Source organism: Leptospira ognonensis, from assembly GCF_004770745.1.
GTDB lineage: Bacteria > Spirochaetota > Leptospiria > Leptospirales > Leptospiraceae > Leptospira_A > Leptospira_A ognonensis.
This window is the reverse complement of sequence record NZ_RQGD01000008.1, coordinates 1-20,363: the sequence shown is the minus strand read 5'-3', so window position 1 is coordinate 20,363 and position 20,363 is coordinate 1. Positions and strand designations below refer to the sequence as shown.

Below are 20,363 nucleotides of genomic sequence, written 5' to 3'. Positions count from 1 at the left end.
TCAAGATGATCTTTTGTAATGTCTTGATTTGAATCAATGCAGAAAAGTCGAATATAGAGTTGAGTGAGATTTGAACCGATGAGTGAGCGGTTTCAAATGACTCGACAAATAAAACAACTCATAGTAATCACAATCGTCTCTGGTATGGCTATAGCTGGGGCAAATTGTGGAGATAGTAATGATTCCAAAGTAGGCCAAGGGATCTCTGCAGTCGCCGATGACAAATCGCAGCAGGATGTTCTCAAGATTGCCATAGGATCCAAAGACCATACAACACTGGTTGCAGCCGTTCAGGCTGCAGGCTTAGTGGATTCCCTTGCCAATCAAGGTCCGTTTACCGTATTTGCTCCAACAAATGATGCATTTGCGAAATTGCCTGCGGGCACAGTGGACGATCTTCTGAAAGCAAGTCAAAAAGAAGCATTAAAGAATATTCTGGAATACCACGTGGTTGTAGGCAATTTAACCGAATCCTTACTTCGTTCAGAATATACGGGGAAGGGTGACGAACTCGGTATGGCGAACGGTGGAAACACGAAAATAACGGAAAAAAATGGCAAGCTCATGATCAATGGTGCTACCATCATCGCGTCCATACCAGCAACGAACGGCATCATCCACGTAGTAGATACTGTATTATTGCCTAAATCAGAATAAATATAACAAACGTAATACTAAGGAGTATTGACTATGAAGCCAAACAAACATTCAAACATCTCTCTTAAATTCAAAATCAGCATTGTCTTAGGCATGCTCGCTTGTACGAGTATCGTTTCCTGTGGCGGAGAAAAGACTGAGGATGCGCCAGCATCAAATGCTGGTTCTAAAGGCATCGGTCCCATCAGTTCTGTCACTCTTGGTGCTTTAGACCAAGCAATGGCGGATCGTGGTAAAAAACAATTTGAAGCTAAGTGTTCCGCATGTCACAAGTTTGAAGAAAAGGTTGTAGGACCTGGTCTTCAAGATGTGACCCTTCGTAGGACACCAGAATGGATTATGAACATGATTCTTAATCCAGTTGAAATGACGCAAAAAGATCCGATTGCACAAGAGCTACTTGGTGAACACCTAACACAAATGACATTTCAAAACGTTCAACAAGAAGAAGCGCGCGAGATACTCGAATACTTCCGTAAAATGGATTTAAAATAGGTAAGAAAATGATCAATATATCAAAATTAATTCATGTTGCAATTGGAATTGCGCTTTTTGCGTCTTTTGCAAATTGCAGTAAAGGTGCGGCTACGGCGACTCTTGCTTCCGATGCAGCCTCTAGGGTGTATGTAGCTCCAGGTGAAAAGGACGAAGTATACGCATTCCTATCTGGTGGTTTTAGTGGCCAAATGTCGGTTTATGGCATTCCATCCGCAAGACTTTTCAAAATCATTCCTGTATTTTCCGTTTTTCCTGAAAACGGATATGGATTTGATGAAGAGACAAAAGACATGTTAAAAACTACTCATGGTTATGTGCCATGGGACGATAGCCATCACGTAGAAGCGTCAATGACAGACGGAAAACAAGATGGACGTTGGATGTTCTTAAACGCCAATAATACGCCAAGACTTGCTCGGATTGATTTAAAATCCTTTGAAACAAAAGAGATTTTAGAAATTCCAAATACTGCTGGAAACCACGCGTCTCCTTTCGCAACAGAAAATACTGAGTATTTGATGGCTGCGACTAGATTTTCGGTCCCAGTTCCTCAGAGCAATGCACCGATAGATAGTTTTTCAAAAGGTGGGTTTAAAGGTACTGTGACTATGGTTAAGGTTGAAAAAGATTCGGGAAGACTTTCGATTGAACTGCAAGTTCTCGTACCTGGCTTTAACTATGACCTATCGCATTGTGGTAAAAAGAAATCCCACGACTGGTGTTTCTTCAGTAGCTACAACTCAGAGCAAGCTCACAAGATGTTAGAAGTAGGTGCTTCAAAAAAAGACAAAGATTTCATTTTGGCCTTCAATTGGGTTCGTGCAAAAGAATGTAAAGATAAAGGCAAAGCATATAACTTTGGTGGCGACTACGTAAACAATTTTCATGAAGAAAACAAAGCTGCCGTCTCAACTAAGTTAAGTGGCGTTAAAATGTTGAATCCGAAAGATTGTCCGGGTATGATGTATTATATGCCGACTCCAAAAAGTCCTCACGGAACAGACGTAGACTCTACAGGAGAATACATTGTCGGTGGTGGAAAGTTGGCTTCTGTGATTCCTGTTCATTCATTCTCTAAAATGATGGAAGTGAAAGATAAAAAGGAACACCATTCGACTGAAATCGAAGGCATTCCAGTTCTCAAATATGAATCCACTCTCGCTGGCGAAGTGAAAAAACCATGCCTAGGACCATTACATACAGAATTTGATGGCAAAGGGTATGCGTATACTTCTTGTTTTGTGAGCTCGGAAGTAGTCAAATGGAAGCTTGGTACATGGGAAGTAGTTCAACACCTTCCTGCATATTATAGCGTAGGTCATTTGTCTATCGTAGGTGGTAGTTCGACTGAGCCATATGGTAAATATCTAATTGCAATGAACAAAATCACAAAAGACCGTTACCTTCCAGTCGGAATGGAATTGCCTCAGAGTGCTCAGCTTTATGATATTTCGTCTGGAAAGGCAGAATTATTGTCCGACTTTCCGACCGTTGGCGAACCTCACTATTCACAGATGATCCCGGCTAAGCTGATTATGGAAAAAACTGTAAAACTCTATCCATTGGAAGAGAATAAACACCCATATGCGACTAAGAGTGAAAAAGATACGAGAATTGTAAAAATGGGAAGCACAGTTCATGTTTACATGACAGCAATCAGGTCTCACTTCAAACCGGATACCATTGAAGCAAGAACAGGAGAAACATTCTTCTTTCACGTAACCAACTTGGAACAAGATTATGATATTCCTCATGGTTTTGCAATCTCTGGAGCTCCAAATATGACAAACCTTCTCATCATGCCAGGTGAAACTAGAACATTTAAATGGGTTGCACCGAAACCAGGAATCTATCCTTTCTATTGCACTGACTTCTGTTCTGCTCTCCACCAAGAGATGCAACAATACATCAGAGTTAGCCCTTAAAGAAGATGAAAGATTTACTCTTTAGAACTTTAACGAAAAAGAACCGACTTCTAATCTTAGGGGTCGGTTTGGTTTTGATTTTGGTGTATGTGATACCCATTTGGTCAATTTCCATAGGGGCACCTCAATACCCGGAAGGTCTCGGAATGCAGATATGGATCAATAAGATCACAGGCGCCACTCCTTATGATCTAAAGAACATCAATCTATTGAATCATTACATAGGCATGCAGGAGATCGTTTCTGAATCGATACCAGAACTACTCTTTATGCCATATGTTCTTGGTTATTTGATCTTTGGTGCTTTCATTACAGAGCTTTACCCAAAAGTAGGAATGGCGATTCTTGGAATCATCAATTTGATCATAGTTGGACTTGTTGGCCTTTCAGATTTTTGGAGATGGGAATATAATTATGGACATAACCTTAATCCAGATGCTCCGATCATCGTAGAAGGTATGGCATATCAGCCTCCATTACTTGGCTGTAAGGTGATGCTAAATATCACAGCCTGCAGTTATCCTTCGTATGGTGGGATGATTCTTCTACTGAGTCTAGGGGTTTTGGTTTATATTCTCTGGGATGAAAATCGAAGAAAAAAAAATGTGGCTTAAAGCATTAAAATCTACTTTAATTTTCCTCATAGTTGTTCTTAGCAACTGTGGGGAAGTAAAACCAGAAATGTTGGCAGTCGGTGAAATGAAATGCGCTCATTGTTCCATGTCCATTGTGGATATGCGATTTCATACTCAGATCTTGACAGACAAGGGCAAAAGATATCATTTTGACGCCATAGAATGTTTGGATGACTTCCAAAAACAAAACAATCCACCAACAAAAAAGATTTGGGTTACCAATTTCTTAGATAGAAAAGAATTCATTTCGAAAGAAGATGCCATCATCATCAAATCTGATAAAATACGTTCCCCAATGGGAGCAGGACTTGCGGCTTTTAAAACTCATGAAGAAGCAAAGCCATTTGAATAGCAGATTGAAACCATTCACCTATCAGAACTTAATTCTGGCTTTATTCTTATTATTTTATACCAATGTAATATTCTCTAAAACAATTTCAGTATGTACAGAATGTACAATTTCATCCGTTAGGAATGCCATTGCCATCGCACAAAATGGTGATACGATTCGAATTCGATCCGCCAATTATAAAGAAGGATTTCTCCCCATTACAAAATCTATTTCGATCATTGGCGAGAAAGGAGTGGTGATTGATGGTTTAAAAGAAAAACATGTTTTTGGAGTATATGCCGACTCGGTACGCCTCGAGAACTTAAAGGTTATTGGGAGTGGAATCTCCGATCTTACCGAATTTGCAGGCGTGTATGCCGAAAAAGTCAAAGGATGTCATTTTGAAAATTTGAGTTTAGAAGACAATGTGTACGGATTCTATCTCTCTGAAACAAATAATTGCGCCATCAAAAATAGTTCATCCATCGGAAATGCAGAAAATGAAGTTCTCGGTGGCAATGGAATTCACCTTTGGTCATCTAATGACAATACGATCACTGGCAATCACTTGGAAAGACACCGTGATGGAATTTATCTCGAATTCTCCGAACGTCTCAAAATAGAAGCCAATGAAGCGAAGGAAAATATTCGATACGGAATGCACTTTATGTTCTCAAGCCATAATCACTTTACTAAAAATATATTTAATAACAATTCTGCGGGTGTTGCAGTGATGTATAGTAAGGATATCATCATGACTGAAAACACTTTTATAGAAAATTGGGGTGAAAGTTCCAATGGAATTTTATTAAAAGATATTGCTGATAGTACGCTCTCCAATAACCTATTTGAAGGAAATACGATCGGTGTTTTTGCTGATGGGATTACGAATCTAAAATTTTTAAATAATGATTTTCTTAATAATGGATGGGGATTAAAAATTCTCGGAAACACTGATTACAATACAATCATCGATAATAATTTTAAAAATAATGTTTTTGATATCAGCACGAATACAAAGTCAACCACCAACGAATTTTACAATAATTATTGGGATCGCTACCAAGGTTATGATTTAGATAAAGATCTGGTAGGGGATGTTCCTCATAAAACCATTCACTTTTTTGGCTATTGGATTGCAGTGTATCCTTTTTTGATGGTGCTTTATGAGTCACCAGTCGTTCTATTTTTGCAAGGCATAGAAAAAGCATTTCCCATTGTGACACCGATCGAGTTCGAAGATAAACACCCTCGCATGAAGGAAAGAATATGATAGATGTAAAAAACCTAACAATAAGTTATGGATCTAATTCCGTGGCCGTGCGAGATGTAAACTTTAACGTCGAGTCAGGATGTATACTTTCTATCATCGGTCCGAACGGCTCTGGAAAAAGCTCTCTTATCAAAGGCATACTCGGGCTTGTTCAGCCTATCTCTGGAAATATCCATTTTCAAGGTAAAACAGCGGAAACGCATTCAATCGGCTATATGCCGCAGACTCCTCGTTTTCCTCTGAATCTTAAAGTGAAAGAATTGATTTCTTTCTTTAAAAAATTGGAACCAGTAGAGGAAGAAAGATTTCAAAGCCTACTCAATGTATTGGAACTGAGCCATCACATGGACAAAAAGATTGGCTCTCTTTCTGGCGGAACCAAGCAAAAGATTAGTATTTTGCAATGCTTTTCTTCTGAAAAAGATCTATATGTCATCGATGAGCCGACTGCAAGTTTAGATCCATATATTTCTCACCTTTTGAAATCGCTCTTACTCGAGAAGAAGAAGGAAGGGGCTCTTGTTATATTTTCAACACATATCTTGGCTGAATTGCACGAGTTGGCCGATCGTTTTATACTGTTATCTGAAGGGAAGATTCTCATTGATGCTTCTCCAGATGAATTCTTAAAACAGAGCAAGATGGTCAATTTGGATCAAGCATTGATGAATTTCTGGAATGAGGAATACAAAACAAAGAAATGAAAGAAATTTTATTATTTGAAATTAAGGAAAATATCCGAAGTAGATGGATGTTTGTCTATTCGGCTGTTCTTGTTCTAGTCATGTTGATCTTGAGTTTTTTCGGAGACCAAAATGGAATTCGTTTGCTTGTGAGCACGATGAATCTGACTCTGATTGTAATTCCTCTCTTTTCGATCACATTTTCTGGGATGTCGTTTTTAGAATCAATGCCGTTTGCGGAGGTTTTACTTTCAAAATCGGTAAGTCGAAGCGACCTTTTCTTTGGAAAATACTTAGGTATTATCGTTTCACTTTCGATGGGTTTGATCTTTGGTTTGGGCATTCCAGGTATCTTTTTATTCTTTCGCGACCCCAAGTATCTTTTGCTTTTTTTTGAGTTGCTTATCTTTGGAATATTTTTAACTGCCATCTTTGTAGCGTTAGCATTCTTGACTGCGTCATTTACTAGACGCGGGGAACTCGTGCTTACCGTTTCATTGCTTGTTTGGTTGTATTTTTTTATTTTCTTTGATTCTTTGGTTTTTATATTGAGCGTGTATCTAGGAGATTATCCAATCGAAATTCCTTCACTTGCGATCATACTCTTAAATCCCATTGATCTAATTCGCATCCTATTGATTTTACAAACTAGTTCTTCTGCCTTGCTTGGTTTTTCCGGTGCACTTCTCCTAAAGCAACTTGGATTAGCTGGAATTGTGATCATCACAACCTTATTTTTATCATTATGGATATTTATCCCTCTATTGCTTTCTTATAGGCGATTTTTGAAAAGAAATTTCTAAGAAATATCGATTCATAATAAAAAATGGTTCAGGACTTGATCTGGATCATGGTAATTCTAATATCTTTTGTTATCATGATAGAAAATTCCAATGAAGAGATGGTTACAAATATTATCACTTTTACTTCTGCTTCCATTTATAAATAAAGTATTATTTTTGGAATCAGGTATCTTTGCGCAATCTTTGTATAATCTTTCTATGGTTTGCCATTGCAATCATTCTTCAAAGGAAGAAGTGCATACGGATGTTGCATCGGTGAGTACAAAACGTTCCACATGCAAGCTCGCGAAAGGGCATGGTGCGGCTCACCAGTGTGGTTGTGCAAAGAAAAAATCTGCGAATAAAATCGTGCACTCGCAATCACTAAATCCAAACTATTTAAGTGAAAGTAACATTGCCATCTATCCAAAAAAGTCGGAGACAAATTTTCTGTCTGAAAGTAATTTCCAACTTGCCATTGGCTTTTCTCATCTACCATTCAAACCACCGAGACAAACTCTTCTCTCTTAGTTTTTTCCATGCGATTTTCCTTCAGTAAGGAATCGTAAACGAACCTATTTGGGGATGCATTGTCTATAAACGATTTAATAGCATTCCCTTGAATATAAAATTGAGGATTTCTTGTGTTACATAAAAAATTTATTATCTCTCTCTTCCTTCTAATCGCATTTGCCGCTAACAATTGCAGTATGGCAAAAAGTAGTGACAATAACAACTCATCAAGTATCGTTTCACTCCTCGTGGCCGGAAGTAGCAACGCTGGGTGTGCTGTTACTAGTGCACCGGCGATTAACAGCAATCTCACTCAAGTAGAAAGTAGGGCGAGAACTAAGTATTCCATCTCTACCTGTGAAGGTGCGGGATTTACATCTCTGGAATTAAGTCAGACCTACGTCACAAAGGGAGCAGTCGGAACCAGCAGTTCCTCTCTCCTATCTACGACAAAAGATGTGATGCTTTCGACGAGCAAAGGGGGAACAAATGTCGAAGTGACATTTGTCCTCAATACACAATCAAGCTCTCTTGATGTCATCGCATATGGAACGGGAAATCCGTTAGATGGACCGACATATCGGATTGCAACGGGAGTTCAGATTCAATACAAGAACACTTCTGGTACCTTTGCTAACACTTCAAAGGGCGGATCCGTTTCTGCTCCGATTCCTGTTGCAGGAACAAGCTATACTTATTGTTTGGATTTTCAGTCAACACCTAACGGATCACGTTTTCTCAACGGATTCAACAAGCCTTGTGCCGAACTGACGGAAACCGAAAGAGGATCAATGTCCTTCTACCCGATCATGCAAATGATGATGGTGCCAACTTATTCTAATGGCAATCGATTGGGTTTTGTCTTTAACGGCGTGACCATCACTTCTTTTACGATAGGATCTATCGTATCAAACACTGAGATGTAAATTTCATAGCCAATATTTGTCATGCTGGTGGATTTTGAAGCCAGCGTGATTTTTTTTTGATTCCAGGAGACAAATGAAACGCATCACACTTATAGTTCTTTTTTTAATTCAATCTACAATTTTTGCAAATGATATCAAACTAGAAAATGCATATGTAAAATTTACGTCTTCATCAAATTCAATGGTTTATTTCACAATTAAGAATGCATCGAACACGGAAAAAAAATTAGTGCAAGTTACGTCTAACGTTGCCGAACGAGTTGAGCTCTTTACGATGAAACCTACCGATTCTGGGACTAAAATGGTGCCTGTTTTAGAAATTTCGATTGCTAAGAATAGTTATGTGCATCTCACACCCAAAGGCTATCACATCATGCTTTTTGGGATAAAGTCTCCTCTCTCATTGAAAAGTAGCATCCCGTTTCGATTGGTTTTCTCGGATGGAAGTGACCTTTTGATCAATATTCCAGTGGAGTCGTCTCAGCCAAATCGGGATTCAATTTCTAAATCAATTCCCCAGTCACCAACCCAGGATAAGAATGCCATTGAAGAGACGGATACAGATTCGGAGCATGACCATGCCGAACACGTTGGACATGAGAACCACAACCGAGCAGATATGCTGGCACCTGCGGGGCTCATGAATCCTCACATCCATGAGCCGGGCAAGTGGATGATCGACTACCGTTATATGGGCATGAAAATGTGGGGATTGCAATCTGGAAAAGAAGGACAGAGTGACTTGGCTACCTTGTACTTTCCTTATTCAGATCCGACAGTACAGATGCCTTCTGGCAGTTTGATCACGAATTCTCCGATTTCGACTACGATTCCGATACTCACTCCAAATATTTATAATTATATGTCGGTTCCTACACAAATGGTGATGGAAATGAATATGATTAGTGCCATGACATCAATCTCAGATAGATGGATGATCATGTTTATGGTGCCTTCGGTTACTAATAAAATGACAATGTTATCTAGCAATTTTGATCGAGCTCCGATGAGTTCGGCAGGCATTGGAGATGTAAGCTTTAGCACTGCCTATCGATTGATCAAATCCGAACAACATAATTTCTTTACTGGCCTAGGAGTCTCTTTGCCAACGGGTTCTATTGACGAAAGAGATAATATGCCAATGATGGGTAAACAAAAAGTTCCGTATAATATGCAACCAGGTGTAGGAACATATAGTCTGTTACCTCAGGCTTCATATAAAGGAAGTATAAATCGAATTTCCTGGGGTGCTCAAACGCAGGCGAGTCTTCGTGTAGGGAAAAATGAGAACAATTATAGATATGGAAATCGTTATGAGATATCAGGTTGGGTCTCTTACTTAATACATGAGACAGTATCGCTTTCGGTTAGAGTTGCGAAACAACGTTGGCTCAATTTACAAGGATTAGATGCAAGTTTGGATCCAAAAATGGATCCCCAAAATGATCCTTTTCGGCAAGGTGGAATGAGGAGTGATCTTTTGTTTGGTGTGAATTTTCTTGTGATAAGTGGGCTTTTACAAGGCACTCGCTTTGGTTTCGAGTACGGACGTCCATTTCATCAAAATTTGAATGGTCCGCAATTGGGAACAAGGGAGCTCATCAATCTATTTGCAACTTTTACGTTCTAGAATTGATTCTTGATACGGATCAATGACAAGCTTACAATTATATGAGATCATATGACTATGCTTATCAATCTAAAACCTAGTGCGACCATCTGGATGACCGCATTTCGTCCCTTTTTCTTGTTGGGGACGATGTATGCCTTTCTTGCCATGGTTGCATGGTTATCTATTTTATTTGGCTGGATGCCTTCTCCTTTTAAAGGATCTGCAATCGATTGGCATGGATATGAAATGGTCTTTGGTTTTTTGCGTGCCATTTTGATTGGTTTTCTCTTCACTGCGGGACAAAGCTGGACTGGCAAGACGCTACTGAAAGGCACATCACTTCTTTCAATCACTCTACTTTGGATTCTTGGTAGGTTTGCCTTTTTAAATCAACAAATCCTGGCCGCATTTTCGTTTGGATTGGATATCACTTTAGATCTAATCATTCTTTATCTTTTAGTGATCGCATTCCATGCAAAAGGGCAGGAGCGAAATCGTATCATTTCTTACGGATATTTTTTATTTTTTCTATGTCATCTGTTAGCTGGATTTGCAAGTTTCCACGTAATTCCGATGGAGTCTACATTGCACTATGTTCATCTTGCTATCTTTATCTTAGTTTTGTTTGTAATGATCATCGCTGGTAGGATTCTACCATTTTTTACGTCTGCCGCAATTCGGGAAGCATCACCAGCAAACCATAGGTTGGTGGAAAGGCTGATCCATCCTTTATTTTTCATTTTTCTTGCTTTCGAATTAATCGTCTATTGGTTAGAAATGGCACGATTTGGTTCTGCCATTCTTGCATTATTGCTTGGTTACTTGAATGTATATCGACTGTCAAAGTGGGAATCACTTAAGGCGATTCGAATTCCCATCTTATTTATCTTGCACATATCCTATTTCTGGTTGGCATTGGGCTTTATTTTCTTTGCTTTGTTTCGTTTGAATGTCATCCCAGCATCTTCTGCTTATCACCTTTTTACTGTTGGTGGCCTGAGTACTTTTATCTATGGGATGGTCACGCGCGTTTCCTTGGGACACACAGCTAGACAGATCATAGCCTCAAAATGGACTCATTTCGCATACTATTTGCTAAATGCAGCTGTAATCATCAGAGTGGGTTTGCCTCTTTTTTCCATTTACAAGGAATCCTATCTGATCGCTGGCATTTTTTGGATCATCGCCTTTGGTTTATTTGTCTGCCAATATATTAAAATACTCATTTCGCCGAGATTGGATGGAAAACTTGGTTAGTCTAAAACTTTAATAAACCGTTTCAACCCATCTCGATTTAAGACTTCGATCTGACCTTTATTTACCTCAAGGATGCCTGCATCTTTCAGCTCCTTGAGTGCCCGAGAAAATGTTTCTGCTCTTATAAAGAGCATGGAAGCGATTTGGTTGTGTTTCAAATCGGGAAAGTCAGCGGGCATATAATAAAAAAAATGAGCAACACGCTCCATAGTATCCATTGTCAAACCACGATTTAAAGTTAGATTGAGAGTTTGTAATTTTTCAAGTAAACATTGAATCAAATAGTGATTCAGCTTGATATCATGATTGATTAAATCTTTTAAAGAAGAAATGGGAAGTCTAGCTACCTTTCCATCGGCACTAAATCTTGCAGAAGCCGGATATTTGAAATTACAAAGGCTGGCAAGCTCGGCGACAAGGGAAACAGGTGAAAAAAATGCAATCGTCGCCTCATTGGAATTGGTATCATATTTGAATAATTGCAAATGTCCTTCTATTAGAAGATCAAAATATTCTGGAACATCGCCTTCTTGAAATAGGAACTCACCTTTGCTAAATGAGGTAAGTTTGGCTCCTTGGAAGTGTTTTCTAATATCTAAGTCTGAAATCGAATCAAAAAGAATCGTTTTGGTGTTTTTTTGAATCATTTGTCTAATTTAGCACAAATCTTGATCTAGATCAATGCAAATTCTTTGTATAAAGAATATAATAGCGAGGAATGATAAATTAGGAGAATCGAATGCTTTCAAAATCGCAAGCTAGAGCATTCTTCCTCGGCGGCACTTTATTTTTTAGTGTTGTATTTCTTGCTCTGACAGTTGACACGATTCGCCAAACGGATGCTCGTACAAATGCATCTAATTTAACGGAGTCTGTGATTAAAGGGAAAGAAATTTGGGAGAATAAGAATTGTATGGGATGCCATACGATTATGGGAGAAGGCGCTTACTATGCTCCTGACCTCACAAAGGTCGTTGAACGAAGAGGAGACGCATGGATTCGCGTGTTTCTTGATGACCCACAAGCAATGTTTCCTGGTGAAAGGAAAATGACCAAATACAATTTTACAGATGAAGAAAAAACGAACATCATCGCGTTTCTTGATTGGGTAGGTAAAGTGGATATGAATGGATGGCCACCTAAACCAAATATCACGCCCATCATCAATTCCCCAAAACCCGATGCTTCTATCAATGTGAAATCAGTAGAGGTCGGAACTGTTCCCGCGCCAGAAAAATTTTCACAGTTATGTACTGCCTGTCATGCGGTAGGTGGTTCCGGCGGAGTCGTAGGTCCAGCCCTCGACCATGTTGGCAATAAATTTGATGTTGCTTACTTGAACCGATGGTTGATCGATCCACAAGCAGTGAAACCTGGAACAGCGATGCCAAAACTTCCGCTGTCTGACACTGAGCGCAAAGATATCATAACATATCTTTCCAGTTTGAAATAGGAGGGCAAATATGAAATTCAAATCACAAAAAATTGCTTTTTGGTTTTTTGCAGTCTGTATGTTGCTCTTAACATTACAAATTGTATACGGTTTTATTATGGGTTTTGCGCGCCTTGGATTGGATGGTCTACATGACTTTATTCCTTTTAATGTAGCAAGGACGACTCATACAAATCTACTAGTTGTTTGGTTACTTACTGGATTTATGGGGGCAGCATACTATATCATACCAGAAGAATCAGATCGAGAGTTGTACAGCGAAAAGCTTGCCTGGATCCAACTGATTTCTTGGGTTGTTGTTGGTGTGACAGCAGTCATTGGTTTTCACTTTGGCTGGTGGGAAGGTAGAAAGTTCTTAGAAATCCCTCGTCCGCTGGACTATCTGGTGGTTGTAAACGTGCTCTTGTTTTTATATAACATAGGTATGACGATCTGGAATGCAACGAAAAGAAGCACAACCCAGCTCGTACTTTTCTTTGGTTTATTCTCAGCGGCACTCCTTTACTTACCTGGTATGTTGTACTTCGATAACCAAACGATGGATTCATATTTTAGATGGTGGGTCGTTCACCTTTGGGTAGAAGGCGTTTGGGAATTGATCATGGGTGGTATCTTGTCCTTCTTACTTATCAAACTCACAGGAGTGGATAGGGAAATCATCGAAAAATGGCTCTATGTTGTCGTAGGTCTCACTTTCCTATCTGGAATTTTAGGAACTGGTCACCATTATTATTGGATCGGAGCACCGAAATATTGGCTTATGATTGGTGGATTGTTTTCTGCACTGGAACCACTCGCTTTCCTAGCGATGGCGATCTGGGCGTTGAATATGTATCGCAAAAAAGGAAAAGATCATCCAAATAAAATTGCTCTCTATTGGACTTTAGGCAGTGCGATCATGTCGTTTATAGGTGCTGGTTTTCTGGGTTTTGCTCACACTTGGCCGTCGGTCAATCAGTGGACACATGGGACCCTTATAACAGCGATGCATGGTCATTTGGCATTCTGGGGAGCCTATGCGATGTTAGTTTTGGCGGTCATTGCTTATGCACTTCCAAACTTGACTGGCAGAAAGTTATTTAATGGTATGAATGGATATATTGCATTTTGGGCGGCTAACGTAGGGATGCTTGGCATGACGGGAGCTCTCGCTGTAGCCGGTATCGCGCAAGTGTATCTCGAAAGGAAAATGGGAATGGATTTTCTTGCGGTTCAAAAAGAAATTCAATTTCATTTTATCGGGATGCTACTCGCGGCAACATTGTTTACCGTCGGGATCGGGATGTATATCTTTGATTTCATTCGCCATGGTATGCCTAACGATGAGGCAATAGGTAAAAATATCGATGACCAAAATGTTAAATAATCTAACATGATGACCATTGAAACACAGCCTTTTTACCAAGTTGTTTCGAAGGAAGTAGAAGTGTTTGAGACGGCGGCAGGACAAAAACTGCCGCTCCTTCTCAAAGGACCCACTGGTTCCGGTAAATCAAGATTCCTAGAATATATGGCTTTCCAGATGAAGCGCAGACTCATTACCATTTTATGTAATGATGAAACTTCATCCGTAGATTTGGTAGGAAGGTACATCGTTAAAGGTGCTGATACCACCTGGATTGATGGACCTCTTACGATAGGTGTAAAGGAAGGGGCGATTGTCTATCTGGATGAGATAGCCGAAGCAAGGCCAGATACTATAGTCGCTATTCACTCTCTAACGGACCATAGACGATCTCTCTTTATCGAACGTAGGAATGAGGAAATCAAAGCCCATCCTGACTTTTTGATCGTTGCTTCCTTTAATCCTGGGTACCAGAAGGGATTTAAGGAGTTAAAACCATCCACTAGGCAGAGATTCATTTGTATGGATTTTTTATATCCTGAGCCTGACGTTGAAGAGAAAATTTTAATCGGTGAAACCGGTATCGAGGAAAAAATCGCCCAGCGTTTGGTTAAGTTTGCGAATATAGTTCGAAATAAGCCAGAGCTTGGTTTGTCGGAGACGGTTTCTACGAGACTCCTCGTTTCTTGTGCGATGCTTGTTAAAAGTGGACTTCCGATACGTCTCTCTGGAAGGTCGGCTATCATCCTTCCGTTGACAGATGATCCGGATAGCGTTGCGGCTTTGCAAGATCTGTTCAATCTGTATTTTTAAAATCGAACTTTATGGAATGGGACCAATTACTTTTCTATCATGGTTTTAAGAAATTAAAAAGCCTTCGAGAAAAGCTTAGCTCACCTAGCAAGTATTTTTCCTATGAAATCGAATCCGAAGAAAAAAGGATACGTGAACTTGGAAAAATGATTTTGGGAAATGAACTTCGTTTTCAAAAATCAGACAACAATGTGAGATTGACGAGTGATCGCTTGGCTTTTCCTGAAAAAGTTTTCATTTTCGAAAATGCCATTGAGAGTAAACAAACGATTCACTTTATGCTGTCTTATTTGTTTTTATTAAAAAAACATAATTGTTTTATGGATCAATCAGAGCTCGGTACGCAAAAAGCAGAAACCTACCATAGGTTTTTGATGAGAAAATACCCAGGCTTAAGGATTGACCGAAAACGAATCAAAAGTTTCTTTTTAAAACTTAAATCTTCTGATTTCAAACATTTTCAATACCTTTCTGGTTTCATTCAGAATACGAGTCTCGAAAAAGAAAACATCGCGTTAAAGAATCCTCACCTCTCTTCCTCCCTTCCCTCACCTAATCAAATAACAAAACCAAAGTCCGAATTTAAAACCAAATTTGATTTAGAGTCCGCAGAACTTTTAGAAGTTGATAAAAAGAAAATCGAAGAGTATACACTTGGACATAATTTTGAAAAGATCGAAACAGCGGAGGAGTTCGATGGACAATGGAGGGACCTCGATGGATCAGACAATGCAGAGGAGGAAGCCGAGGCACTAAACGAATTGAATTTGAAACATATGATTCGCTCCGAAGATCCTGTTCATACAACAGTAAGTAGCGATACGGGAAGTGGGACGATTCTCGAGGTTGCTGATTTAAATGTCGCTAGTTTAAAGTTCAAGTATGATGAATGGAACTTCAAAAATCAATCGTATAAAATCGAATACTGTTCAGTGGAAGAAGATCGCTTTCTAGATTCTAAAGTGCATTACGCAGATTCAGTGTTTTCAAAACATAAATTTACAATGCAACAACTGAATAGAAAAATGTATGCTCTTGTGCAAGAACGAAATCTGAAAAAGAGAGTCGCAAATGGGGATCAGGTTGATATCGATGCAGTGGTCGATCTTTACGCGGACATCTGTGCCAAGGTTACACCTAGTGAATTGTTATACATAAGATCCCAGAAGGAAATTTCAAACATGACTCTATTTTTCCTGATGGATTTGAGTCTCTCCACAGATTCTTGGATCGGTGGAAATAGAATCCTTGATGTGGAAAGAGAGTCATTGTTATTATTTTCGAATGCACTCGAGAGTTTGTATATTCCTTTCGAAATAGGAGCCTTTTATTCGAGGACTCGTAACCAATGTAAATTTTTGCGAATCAAATCTTCTAAGGAAAGTTTGCAGCAAACTAAGGATAGACTCGGAGCTTTGGAACCTATAGGATACACAAGGATTGGTCCTGCTCTTCGGCACACAGGCGTCCTATTAGATAAAGTAAAGACCAAACAGAAATGGATCATACTATTTACTGATGCACACCCGAATGATTATGACCGATATGAGGGTAAGTATGGGACGGAAGATGTAAACCAAGCAGTAAAGGAGTTAAAGCAACGTGGTATCTTTGTCCATACTCTTGCGATAGGTAGAGATGAAAAACCCGTGATTCCAAAAATGATGAGAGAAGCTAGTTATCAAATGTTAGCAGATCCCAAAGGTATTTCTGATTCTTTGCATCGTTTTTTTGCAAAGGCTATAAATTTATAAAAATTTAAAAGTAGTTTTTACATAAGATATCTTTTTCCTAGATTATCTCTTAAATTTAAATCTGCACCATTTGCAATCAGTAGTTCCGCAATGGCGCCAAGGCTATCATAGCTATAACTTATGTGTAAAGGGGTGACTCCATTTTTATCGGCAACATTTGGATTGGCACCAAACCGAAGCAAAATTCTCACGAATTCTTCATTACCATTTTCGATTGCAAGGTGTAAAGGAAATTGTCCACAATCGTTCTGAGTGTCTGGGTGAATGCCTAATTCTAAGATAGGAATTAAAAATTCTGGTGATTTTACATTATCACATAGATAACAGAGCAGATTTGGTAAACTGTCTTTCAGTATACTGGAACCGGAAAGTTTGGCCAGATGCATATTAAATTCGGAAGGATCAAGTTGATTCAGACTTTGGTATAAACCTCTGATGGTTCCATTGTTTTTATACTCAGTGATCAAATTCTTCAATTGTGTAAACATGTGAAATCCTTTCTTTACATCTTATTCGAGAACTCAGTTTAAGAATTGTAAAAATAAGACATTTTTTCGAAATTTTTAAACCAATCTTTTGGCAAATAGCCAGTAACAGATTTAAAATCTCGAATCAAATGAGATTGATCGGTATATCCATAATCGTAAGCTAAATCTGTAAATCGAGTCTCCATTTTCTCACTTTTATAGTAGTTTGGATTTCGTATCATCGCGAGGATTCTATGCATTTTTCGCAATTCGCCCGGAGGTAGACCGTAAACTTGCTTCATTCCCCGTTCTAACTGTTTTCTCGAAATACCAGTTTTCTTTGCGATTTCGTAGATGCCTGCCGTAGCATTTGTTAACTCATGGAAGGCAAAGGATACGTTTGCGTCAATCGGTTTGATTTCCCCGAGGTAGCTTTCTAAAATTTCTGTCAAGGATGCTACAAATTTGTGAATGCCTTCTGTATTCAGTGTTTCAGATTCTGATACGAGGGAACTCAATTTTAGAAACGGAGAGAAAGAGGTGTTCTCTATCGAAGGAAATCGATTTAAGTAGGTTAGGGCAGATTCCTTAAAGAGCTCATAAGGGGATCCCGCTTGAAATCGAATTGAAATCAGATTTAGTTTTTCGGTCGAAACGATCTTCCAACGTTTGTTTTGTGGACCGACCCAATGCGCGAGAGGTAAGCGAATGGGTTCACCTGTTAGAGGGTAAATGTAAGGAGGAGAAGTGAGATGGAACACCAATTCGAATTCGTAGGAAGGCAATATCCAAGGAAGGGACTCGGTATCAACTTGTTTCCAATGCCATATTTCTTTGAGAAAAGGTGATAATGGATTCGGTGCTTTAAAAAACATCTCGTCCTTTCGGTTTATAAAGTTTCATCGTTCCCAACAGGTAACCTCCAGAAGCAAAAGTCGCGTATCAAAAATAATTGTCCAATGTAGCTGCCGGATACTCTTCAAAATAACTCTCACCATTCGCACCATAATAGATCACGTTTCTTTTGGTAAAGTCGACGTCATATCCTATCACTCCTGCCTCCCAGGCAGCCTTAAGAAATTCTGGAAAGGTACTTTTGCCTTCTTGGTCGGTGCGCAAAGCCACTACGACTGCTTCTTGATTGAAGTTTGGTATCGCATGTATGCCCGTTAGTAGAGGGGTTCCTTGTTGGACAATGGATCCTTCTTTCATTTCGTAGATAGCCTGGCAAGATGGCAATGACCAACGGTTCTTTAGAACCCCAGCGTTTCTTAAGACTTCTGCAAGAACAGGGAAGCCTCCGACTTTCGGACGAATGGACAACGCATATTTTTGTGCTTCAATTAGTTTTGCTGTGATGTGGTTCATGATGATCTCCTCAATCTATCGGGTTAATTTTAAGTTTATGGTGTTCTGCTAATTGGATAAGAATCTCAAGAAGGAGATTTTTTTCGTTCATAGAAAGATGCGAGAAAAATGAAGCATCATTTTCATCGGCAATCTTTGCAAGTTTTGGAATGAGCTTTGTGGCTTTAGATGTGAGCTGGATATCCTGGTAACGCCTGTCACTTACAGATTCAGCTCGAGTCACTAAACCTTTTCCAAGAAGGCGATCAATCAGCTTAGATACGGCCCCGCGAGATAAGCCCGTGATATCAGCTACTGCGCTAGGTGCAGTGATTCCCTTTTGGGAATACATTTCCCTTAAGATCACCCACTCTGCAACAGTCACGTCATGTGCCGCCAATTTTCTCGCAAAAGTATGGGAGACGGCATTTGAAACAATCCGCATACGGTAGCCGATATGTGATTTTAAGTGGCTCGGTTCGAGGTTTTTCTTTTTCACAACTAAACCATTAATAGTTTCCTAGGCAACTATTGTCAAGGAAATTACTGTAAGTTTGAATTCACATTCTAGTTTAAAGGGAGCGAAAGTGGTGGGCAAGGAATCGATGCCTTCCAAAATAAACACAGAGAGAAAGAATATGGAGCAAAATGTCAATAAATCGAATTAATTATCTGCAAAAGTGAATATTTTCTTGCGAAAGATGCAAGGATGATCAGTTTGAGCAGGTGTTAAAGCAACTTTTGGAATCCTTCCACAAAGAAAATAGAAAATCCGTAACAAAAGAAATTGATAAAGAATTTATGTTATGGATTGGGAGGGAACACAAGTTTCTCCTTCGCAGATAGAGACAGCAAAAGCTACTTTTGAATCAGTTAAGATTGCAAGTAATAGAGCAGCAAGCTAATGGAAACGATTGTTAGATTCATTCTAATAATCGCAAAGACAAAAAGATTCTCTTCATTCTTTCTAGAATATGAATCTTGTTTGTGATCTGAAAACCAATTGTTCAGAAAACATAATACATTGACCTTATATCCAACATTTAGAACAGAAAGGAAAAATTTATGTAGTTTTCATAAATTGATGCTATTTATTTAATTTCAAGTATTCCTTTTTATCATTCGTTTTTTAAGAAGATATCGGATTTGAAAAAGGAAATGATTGGAAAGTATATATTCTGAAAATACGATCTATTAGATTACTATGAAGACATTTGGTTAAGGAAATGGAAAAAAATCATTATTCTCGTACCTCCGTAGCGATTATAGGAGGGGGCCTGAGCGGATCGCTCCTTGCCATAAAATTGTTAAACCAAACTAAAATACCGTTACAGATTTTTTTAATTGAATCAGCAAAAAAAAGATATGGAAGGGGAGTCGCCTATTCTCCAAATTCCATATATCAAAAGTTAAACGTGACAGCGAAAAACATGAGTCTTTTCGAAGATAATCCAATGCATTTTTATGATTGGTGGAAATCTAGAAACAGAGATTATTTTTACTTACAAGAAAAATTTGATGAGAACTCATTCTTTCCTAGGTTTATCTATGGTGATTATCTCGAGGCTAATTTGAATTTTTATGCTAATAAAAAGCCTGAGTTTATAGATTTCCTTCCCATCAACGATGAGGCGGTGGATGCAACTCTGGATTCTTCTAGATGGAGTATAACACTTGCATCTGGTACCATACTACATGTTCAATTGTTAGTTTTAGCTACAGGCAATATTCCGCCAGCTAATCCATCATATCTCTCCAAGGAAGTTTTGGAAAACAAGCGTTATCTGGACAATCCTTGGAATGATAGCTTATTTGAAACTATTAATGCAAAAGATAACATCGGAATTTTGGGTTCTGGATTATCCATGGTTGATGTTTTAATGACTTTAAAGAGAAAAGATTTCGATGGAAAGATCGTTTCCTTTTCTAGATCCGGCAAATTCCCTCTTGTTCATGAAGCTCCAACAGTACAAATACCTTCTCAGCTTCCAGAGTTTGCTGGCGCTTTACGAAGTGATTTGAAAATGTTTAGAGAATGGATAAATCAAAATAGCGAAGTATCTAGTGCAAATCTTATCTCTGCGATTCGTCC

General features: G+C 38.9%; 22 protein-coding genes. 17 read left to right on the top strand and 5 right to left on the bottom strand.

Annotated elements, in window-relative coordinates:
• Positions 1 to 78: 78 nt before the first annotated feature.
• The 12 genes from EHQ58_RS02015 to EHQ58_RS01960 all read left to right on the top strand — a co-directional run bounded on the left by EHQ58_RS02015 (position 79) and on the right by EHQ58_RS01960 (position 11,092).
• Positions 79 to 657 carry a fasciclin domain-containing protein gene (locus EHQ58_RS02015; RefSeq protein ID WP_135621672.1) on the top strand — a complete coding sequence of 193 codons (579 nt, stop codon included), beginning with the start codon at positions 79 to 81 and terminating at the stop codon, positions 655 to 657.
• A 93-nt stretch (positions 658 to 750) separates the two neighbouring features.
• Entirely contained in the window at positions 751 to 1,152 is a 402-nt protein-coding gene (locus EHQ58_RS02010; RefSeq protein WP_425460466.1) for a c-type cytochrome, read from the top strand.
• 8 nt (positions 1,153 to 1,160) lie between these two features.
• Complete coding sequence (nosZ, locus tag EHQ58_RS02005; protein ID WP_135621670.1) at positions 1,161 to 3,080, top strand: Sec-dependent nitrous-oxide reductase; 1,920 nt, start codon at positions 1,161 to 1,163, stop codon at positions 3,078 to 3,080.
• 5 nt (positions 3,081 to 3,085) lie between these two features.
• The gene (locus EHQ58_RS02000) at positions 3,086 to 3,694 is read left to right on the top strand and encodes a hypothetical protein (RefSeq protein ID WP_135621669.1); all 609 of its coding nucleotides are present in this window, start codon (positions 3,086 to 3,088) and stop codon (positions 3,692 to 3,694) included.
• Complete coding sequence (locus EHQ58_RS01995; RefSeq protein ID WP_135621668.1) at positions 3,684 to 4,067, top strand: nitrous oxide reductase accessory protein NosL; 384 nt, start codon at positions 3,684 to 3,686, stop codon at positions 4,065 to 4,067. The genes EHQ58_RS02000 and EHQ58_RS01995 overlap by 11 nt, the downstream gene beginning before the upstream one ends.
• On the top strand, positions 4,042 to 5,319 hold the full coding sequence (locus EHQ58_RS01990; RefSeq protein ID WP_135621667.1) for a nitrous oxide reductase family maturation protein NosD: 1,278 nt from the start codon (positions 4,042 to 4,044) through the stop codon (positions 5,317 to 5,319). Before EHQ58_RS01995 ends, EHQ58_RS01990 begins: the two co-directional genes overlap by 26 nt.
• Positions 5,316 to 6,023, top strand: a complete 708-nt coding sequence (locus tag EHQ58_RS01985; protein ID WP_135621666.1) for an ABC transporter ATP-binding protein — start codon at positions 5,316 to 5,318, stop codon at positions 6,021 to 6,023. Before EHQ58_RS01990 ends, EHQ58_RS01985 begins: the two co-directional genes overlap by 4 nt.
• Positions 6,020 to 6,805: an ABC transporter permease gene (locus tag EHQ58_RS01980; protein WP_135621665.1), complete on the top strand. Its 786-nt coding sequence runs from the start codon at positions 6,020 to 6,022 to the stop codon at positions 6,803 to 6,805. The genes EHQ58_RS01985 and EHQ58_RS01980 overlap by 4 nt, the downstream gene beginning before the upstream one ends.
• 90 nt (positions 6,806 to 6,895) lie before the next feature.
• The gene (locus tag EHQ58_RS01975) at positions 6,896 to 7,315 is read left to right on the top strand and encodes an LIC_11090 family protein (RefSeq protein WP_135621664.1); all 420 of its coding nucleotides are present in this window, start codon (positions 6,896 to 6,898) and stop codon (positions 7,313 to 7,315) included.
• 113 nt (positions 7,316 to 7,428) lie between these two features.
• Positions 7,429 to 8,223, top strand: coding sequence for a hypothetical protein (locus EHQ58_RS01970; protein ID WP_246047048.1), 795 nt, complete (start codon positions 7,429 to 7,431; stop codon positions 8,221 to 8,223).
• Between the two features lie 73 nt (positions 8,224 to 8,296).
• Positions 8,297 to 9,853: a copper chaperone PCu(A)C domain-containing protein gene (locus tag EHQ58_RS01965; protein WP_135621663.1), complete on the top strand. Its 1,557-nt coding sequence runs from the start codon at positions 8,297 to 8,299 to the stop codon at positions 9,851 to 9,853.
• Positions 9,854 to 9,910: 57 nt separating this feature from the next.
• The gene (locus EHQ58_RS01960) at positions 9,911 to 11,092 is read left to right on the top strand and encodes an NnrS family protein (protein ID WP_167883505.1); all 1,182 of its coding nucleotides are present in this window, start codon (positions 9,911 to 9,913) and stop codon (positions 11,090 to 11,092) included.
• Here the strand turns inward: EHQ58_RS01960 and EHQ58_RS01955 are convergent.
• Positions 11,089 to 11,739 (bottom strand): Crp/Fnr family transcriptional regulator, encoded by a 651-nt coding sequence (locus EHQ58_RS01955; RefSeq protein ID WP_135621661.1) that lies wholly within the window; start codon positions 11,737 to 11,739, stop codon positions 11,089 to 11,091. The two genes, EHQ58_RS01960 and EHQ58_RS01955, sit on opposite strands and share 4 nt — an antisense overlap.
• Before the next feature lie 92 nt (positions 11,740 to 11,831).
• On the opposite strand from EHQ58_RS01955, the gene EHQ58_RS01950 reads away from it, so the two are divergent.
• From EHQ58_RS01950 to EHQ58_RS01935, 4 genes are read left to right on the top strand one after another with little or no spacing between them, the layout of a single operon-like run.
• Positions 11,832 to 12,545, top strand: a complete 714-nt coding sequence (locus EHQ58_RS01950; protein ID WP_135621660.1) for a c-type cytochrome — start codon at positions 11,832 to 11,834, stop codon at positions 12,543 to 12,545.
• Between the two features lie 10 nt (positions 12,546 to 12,555).
• Entirely contained in the window at positions 12,556 to 13,911 is a 1,356-nt protein-coding gene (locus EHQ58_RS01945) for a cbb3-type cytochrome c oxidase subunit I (protein WP_135621659.1), read from the top strand.
• 9 nt (positions 13,912 to 13,920) lie between these two features.
• Entirely contained in the window at positions 13,921 to 14,703 is a 783-nt protein-coding gene (locus EHQ58_RS01940; protein WP_246047046.1) for a CbbQ/NirQ/NorQ/GpvN family protein, read from the top strand.
• 11 nt (positions 14,704 to 14,714) lie between these two features.
• A complete protein-coding gene (locus EHQ58_RS01935) occupies positions 14,715 to 16,457 on the top strand; it encodes a nitric oxide reductase activation protein NorD (protein WP_135621657.1) in 1,743 nt (580 codons plus the stop codon).
• 17 nt (positions 16,458 to 16,474) lie between these two features.
• Here EHQ58_RS01935 and EHQ58_RS01930 read toward each other — a convergent pair whose 3' ends face one another.
• The 4 genes from EHQ58_RS01930 to EHQ58_RS01915 all read right to left on the bottom strand — a co-directional run bounded on the left by EHQ58_RS01930 (position 16,475) and on the right by EHQ58_RS01915 (position 18,770).
• Entirely contained in the window at positions 16,475 to 16,945 is a 471-nt protein-coding gene (locus tag EHQ58_RS01930; protein WP_135621656.1) for an ankyrin repeat domain-containing protein, read from the bottom strand.
• A 38-nt stretch (positions 16,946 to 16,983) separates the two neighbouring features.
• Positions 16,984 to 17,799, bottom strand: a complete 816-nt coding sequence (locus tag EHQ58_RS01925; protein WP_135621655.1) for a helix-turn-helix domain-containing protein — start codon at positions 17,797 to 17,799, stop codon at positions 16,984 to 16,986.
• A 67-nt stretch (positions 17,800 to 17,866) separates the two neighbouring features.
• Positions 17,867 to 18,292 carry a DUF1398 family protein gene (locus EHQ58_RS01920; RefSeq protein ID WP_135621654.1) on the bottom strand — a complete coding sequence of 142 codons (426 nt, stop codon included), beginning with the start codon at positions 18,290 to 18,292 and terminating at the stop codon, positions 17,867 to 17,869.
• A 10-nt stretch (positions 18,293 to 18,302) separates the two neighbouring features.
• A complete protein-coding gene (locus EHQ58_RS01915) occupies positions 18,303 to 18,770 on the bottom strand; it encodes a MarR family winged helix-turn-helix transcriptional regulator (protein WP_476737869.1) in 468 nt (155 codons plus the stop codon).
• Positions 18,771 to 19,497: 727 nt separating this feature from the next.
• Here EHQ58_RS01915 and EHQ58_RS01910 point away from each other — a divergent pair.
• Positions 19,498 to 20,363, top strand: an 866-nt coding sequence (locus EHQ58_RS01910; protein WP_210412768.1) for an FAD/NAD(P)-binding protein, incomplete at its 3' end; no start/stop codon positions are given.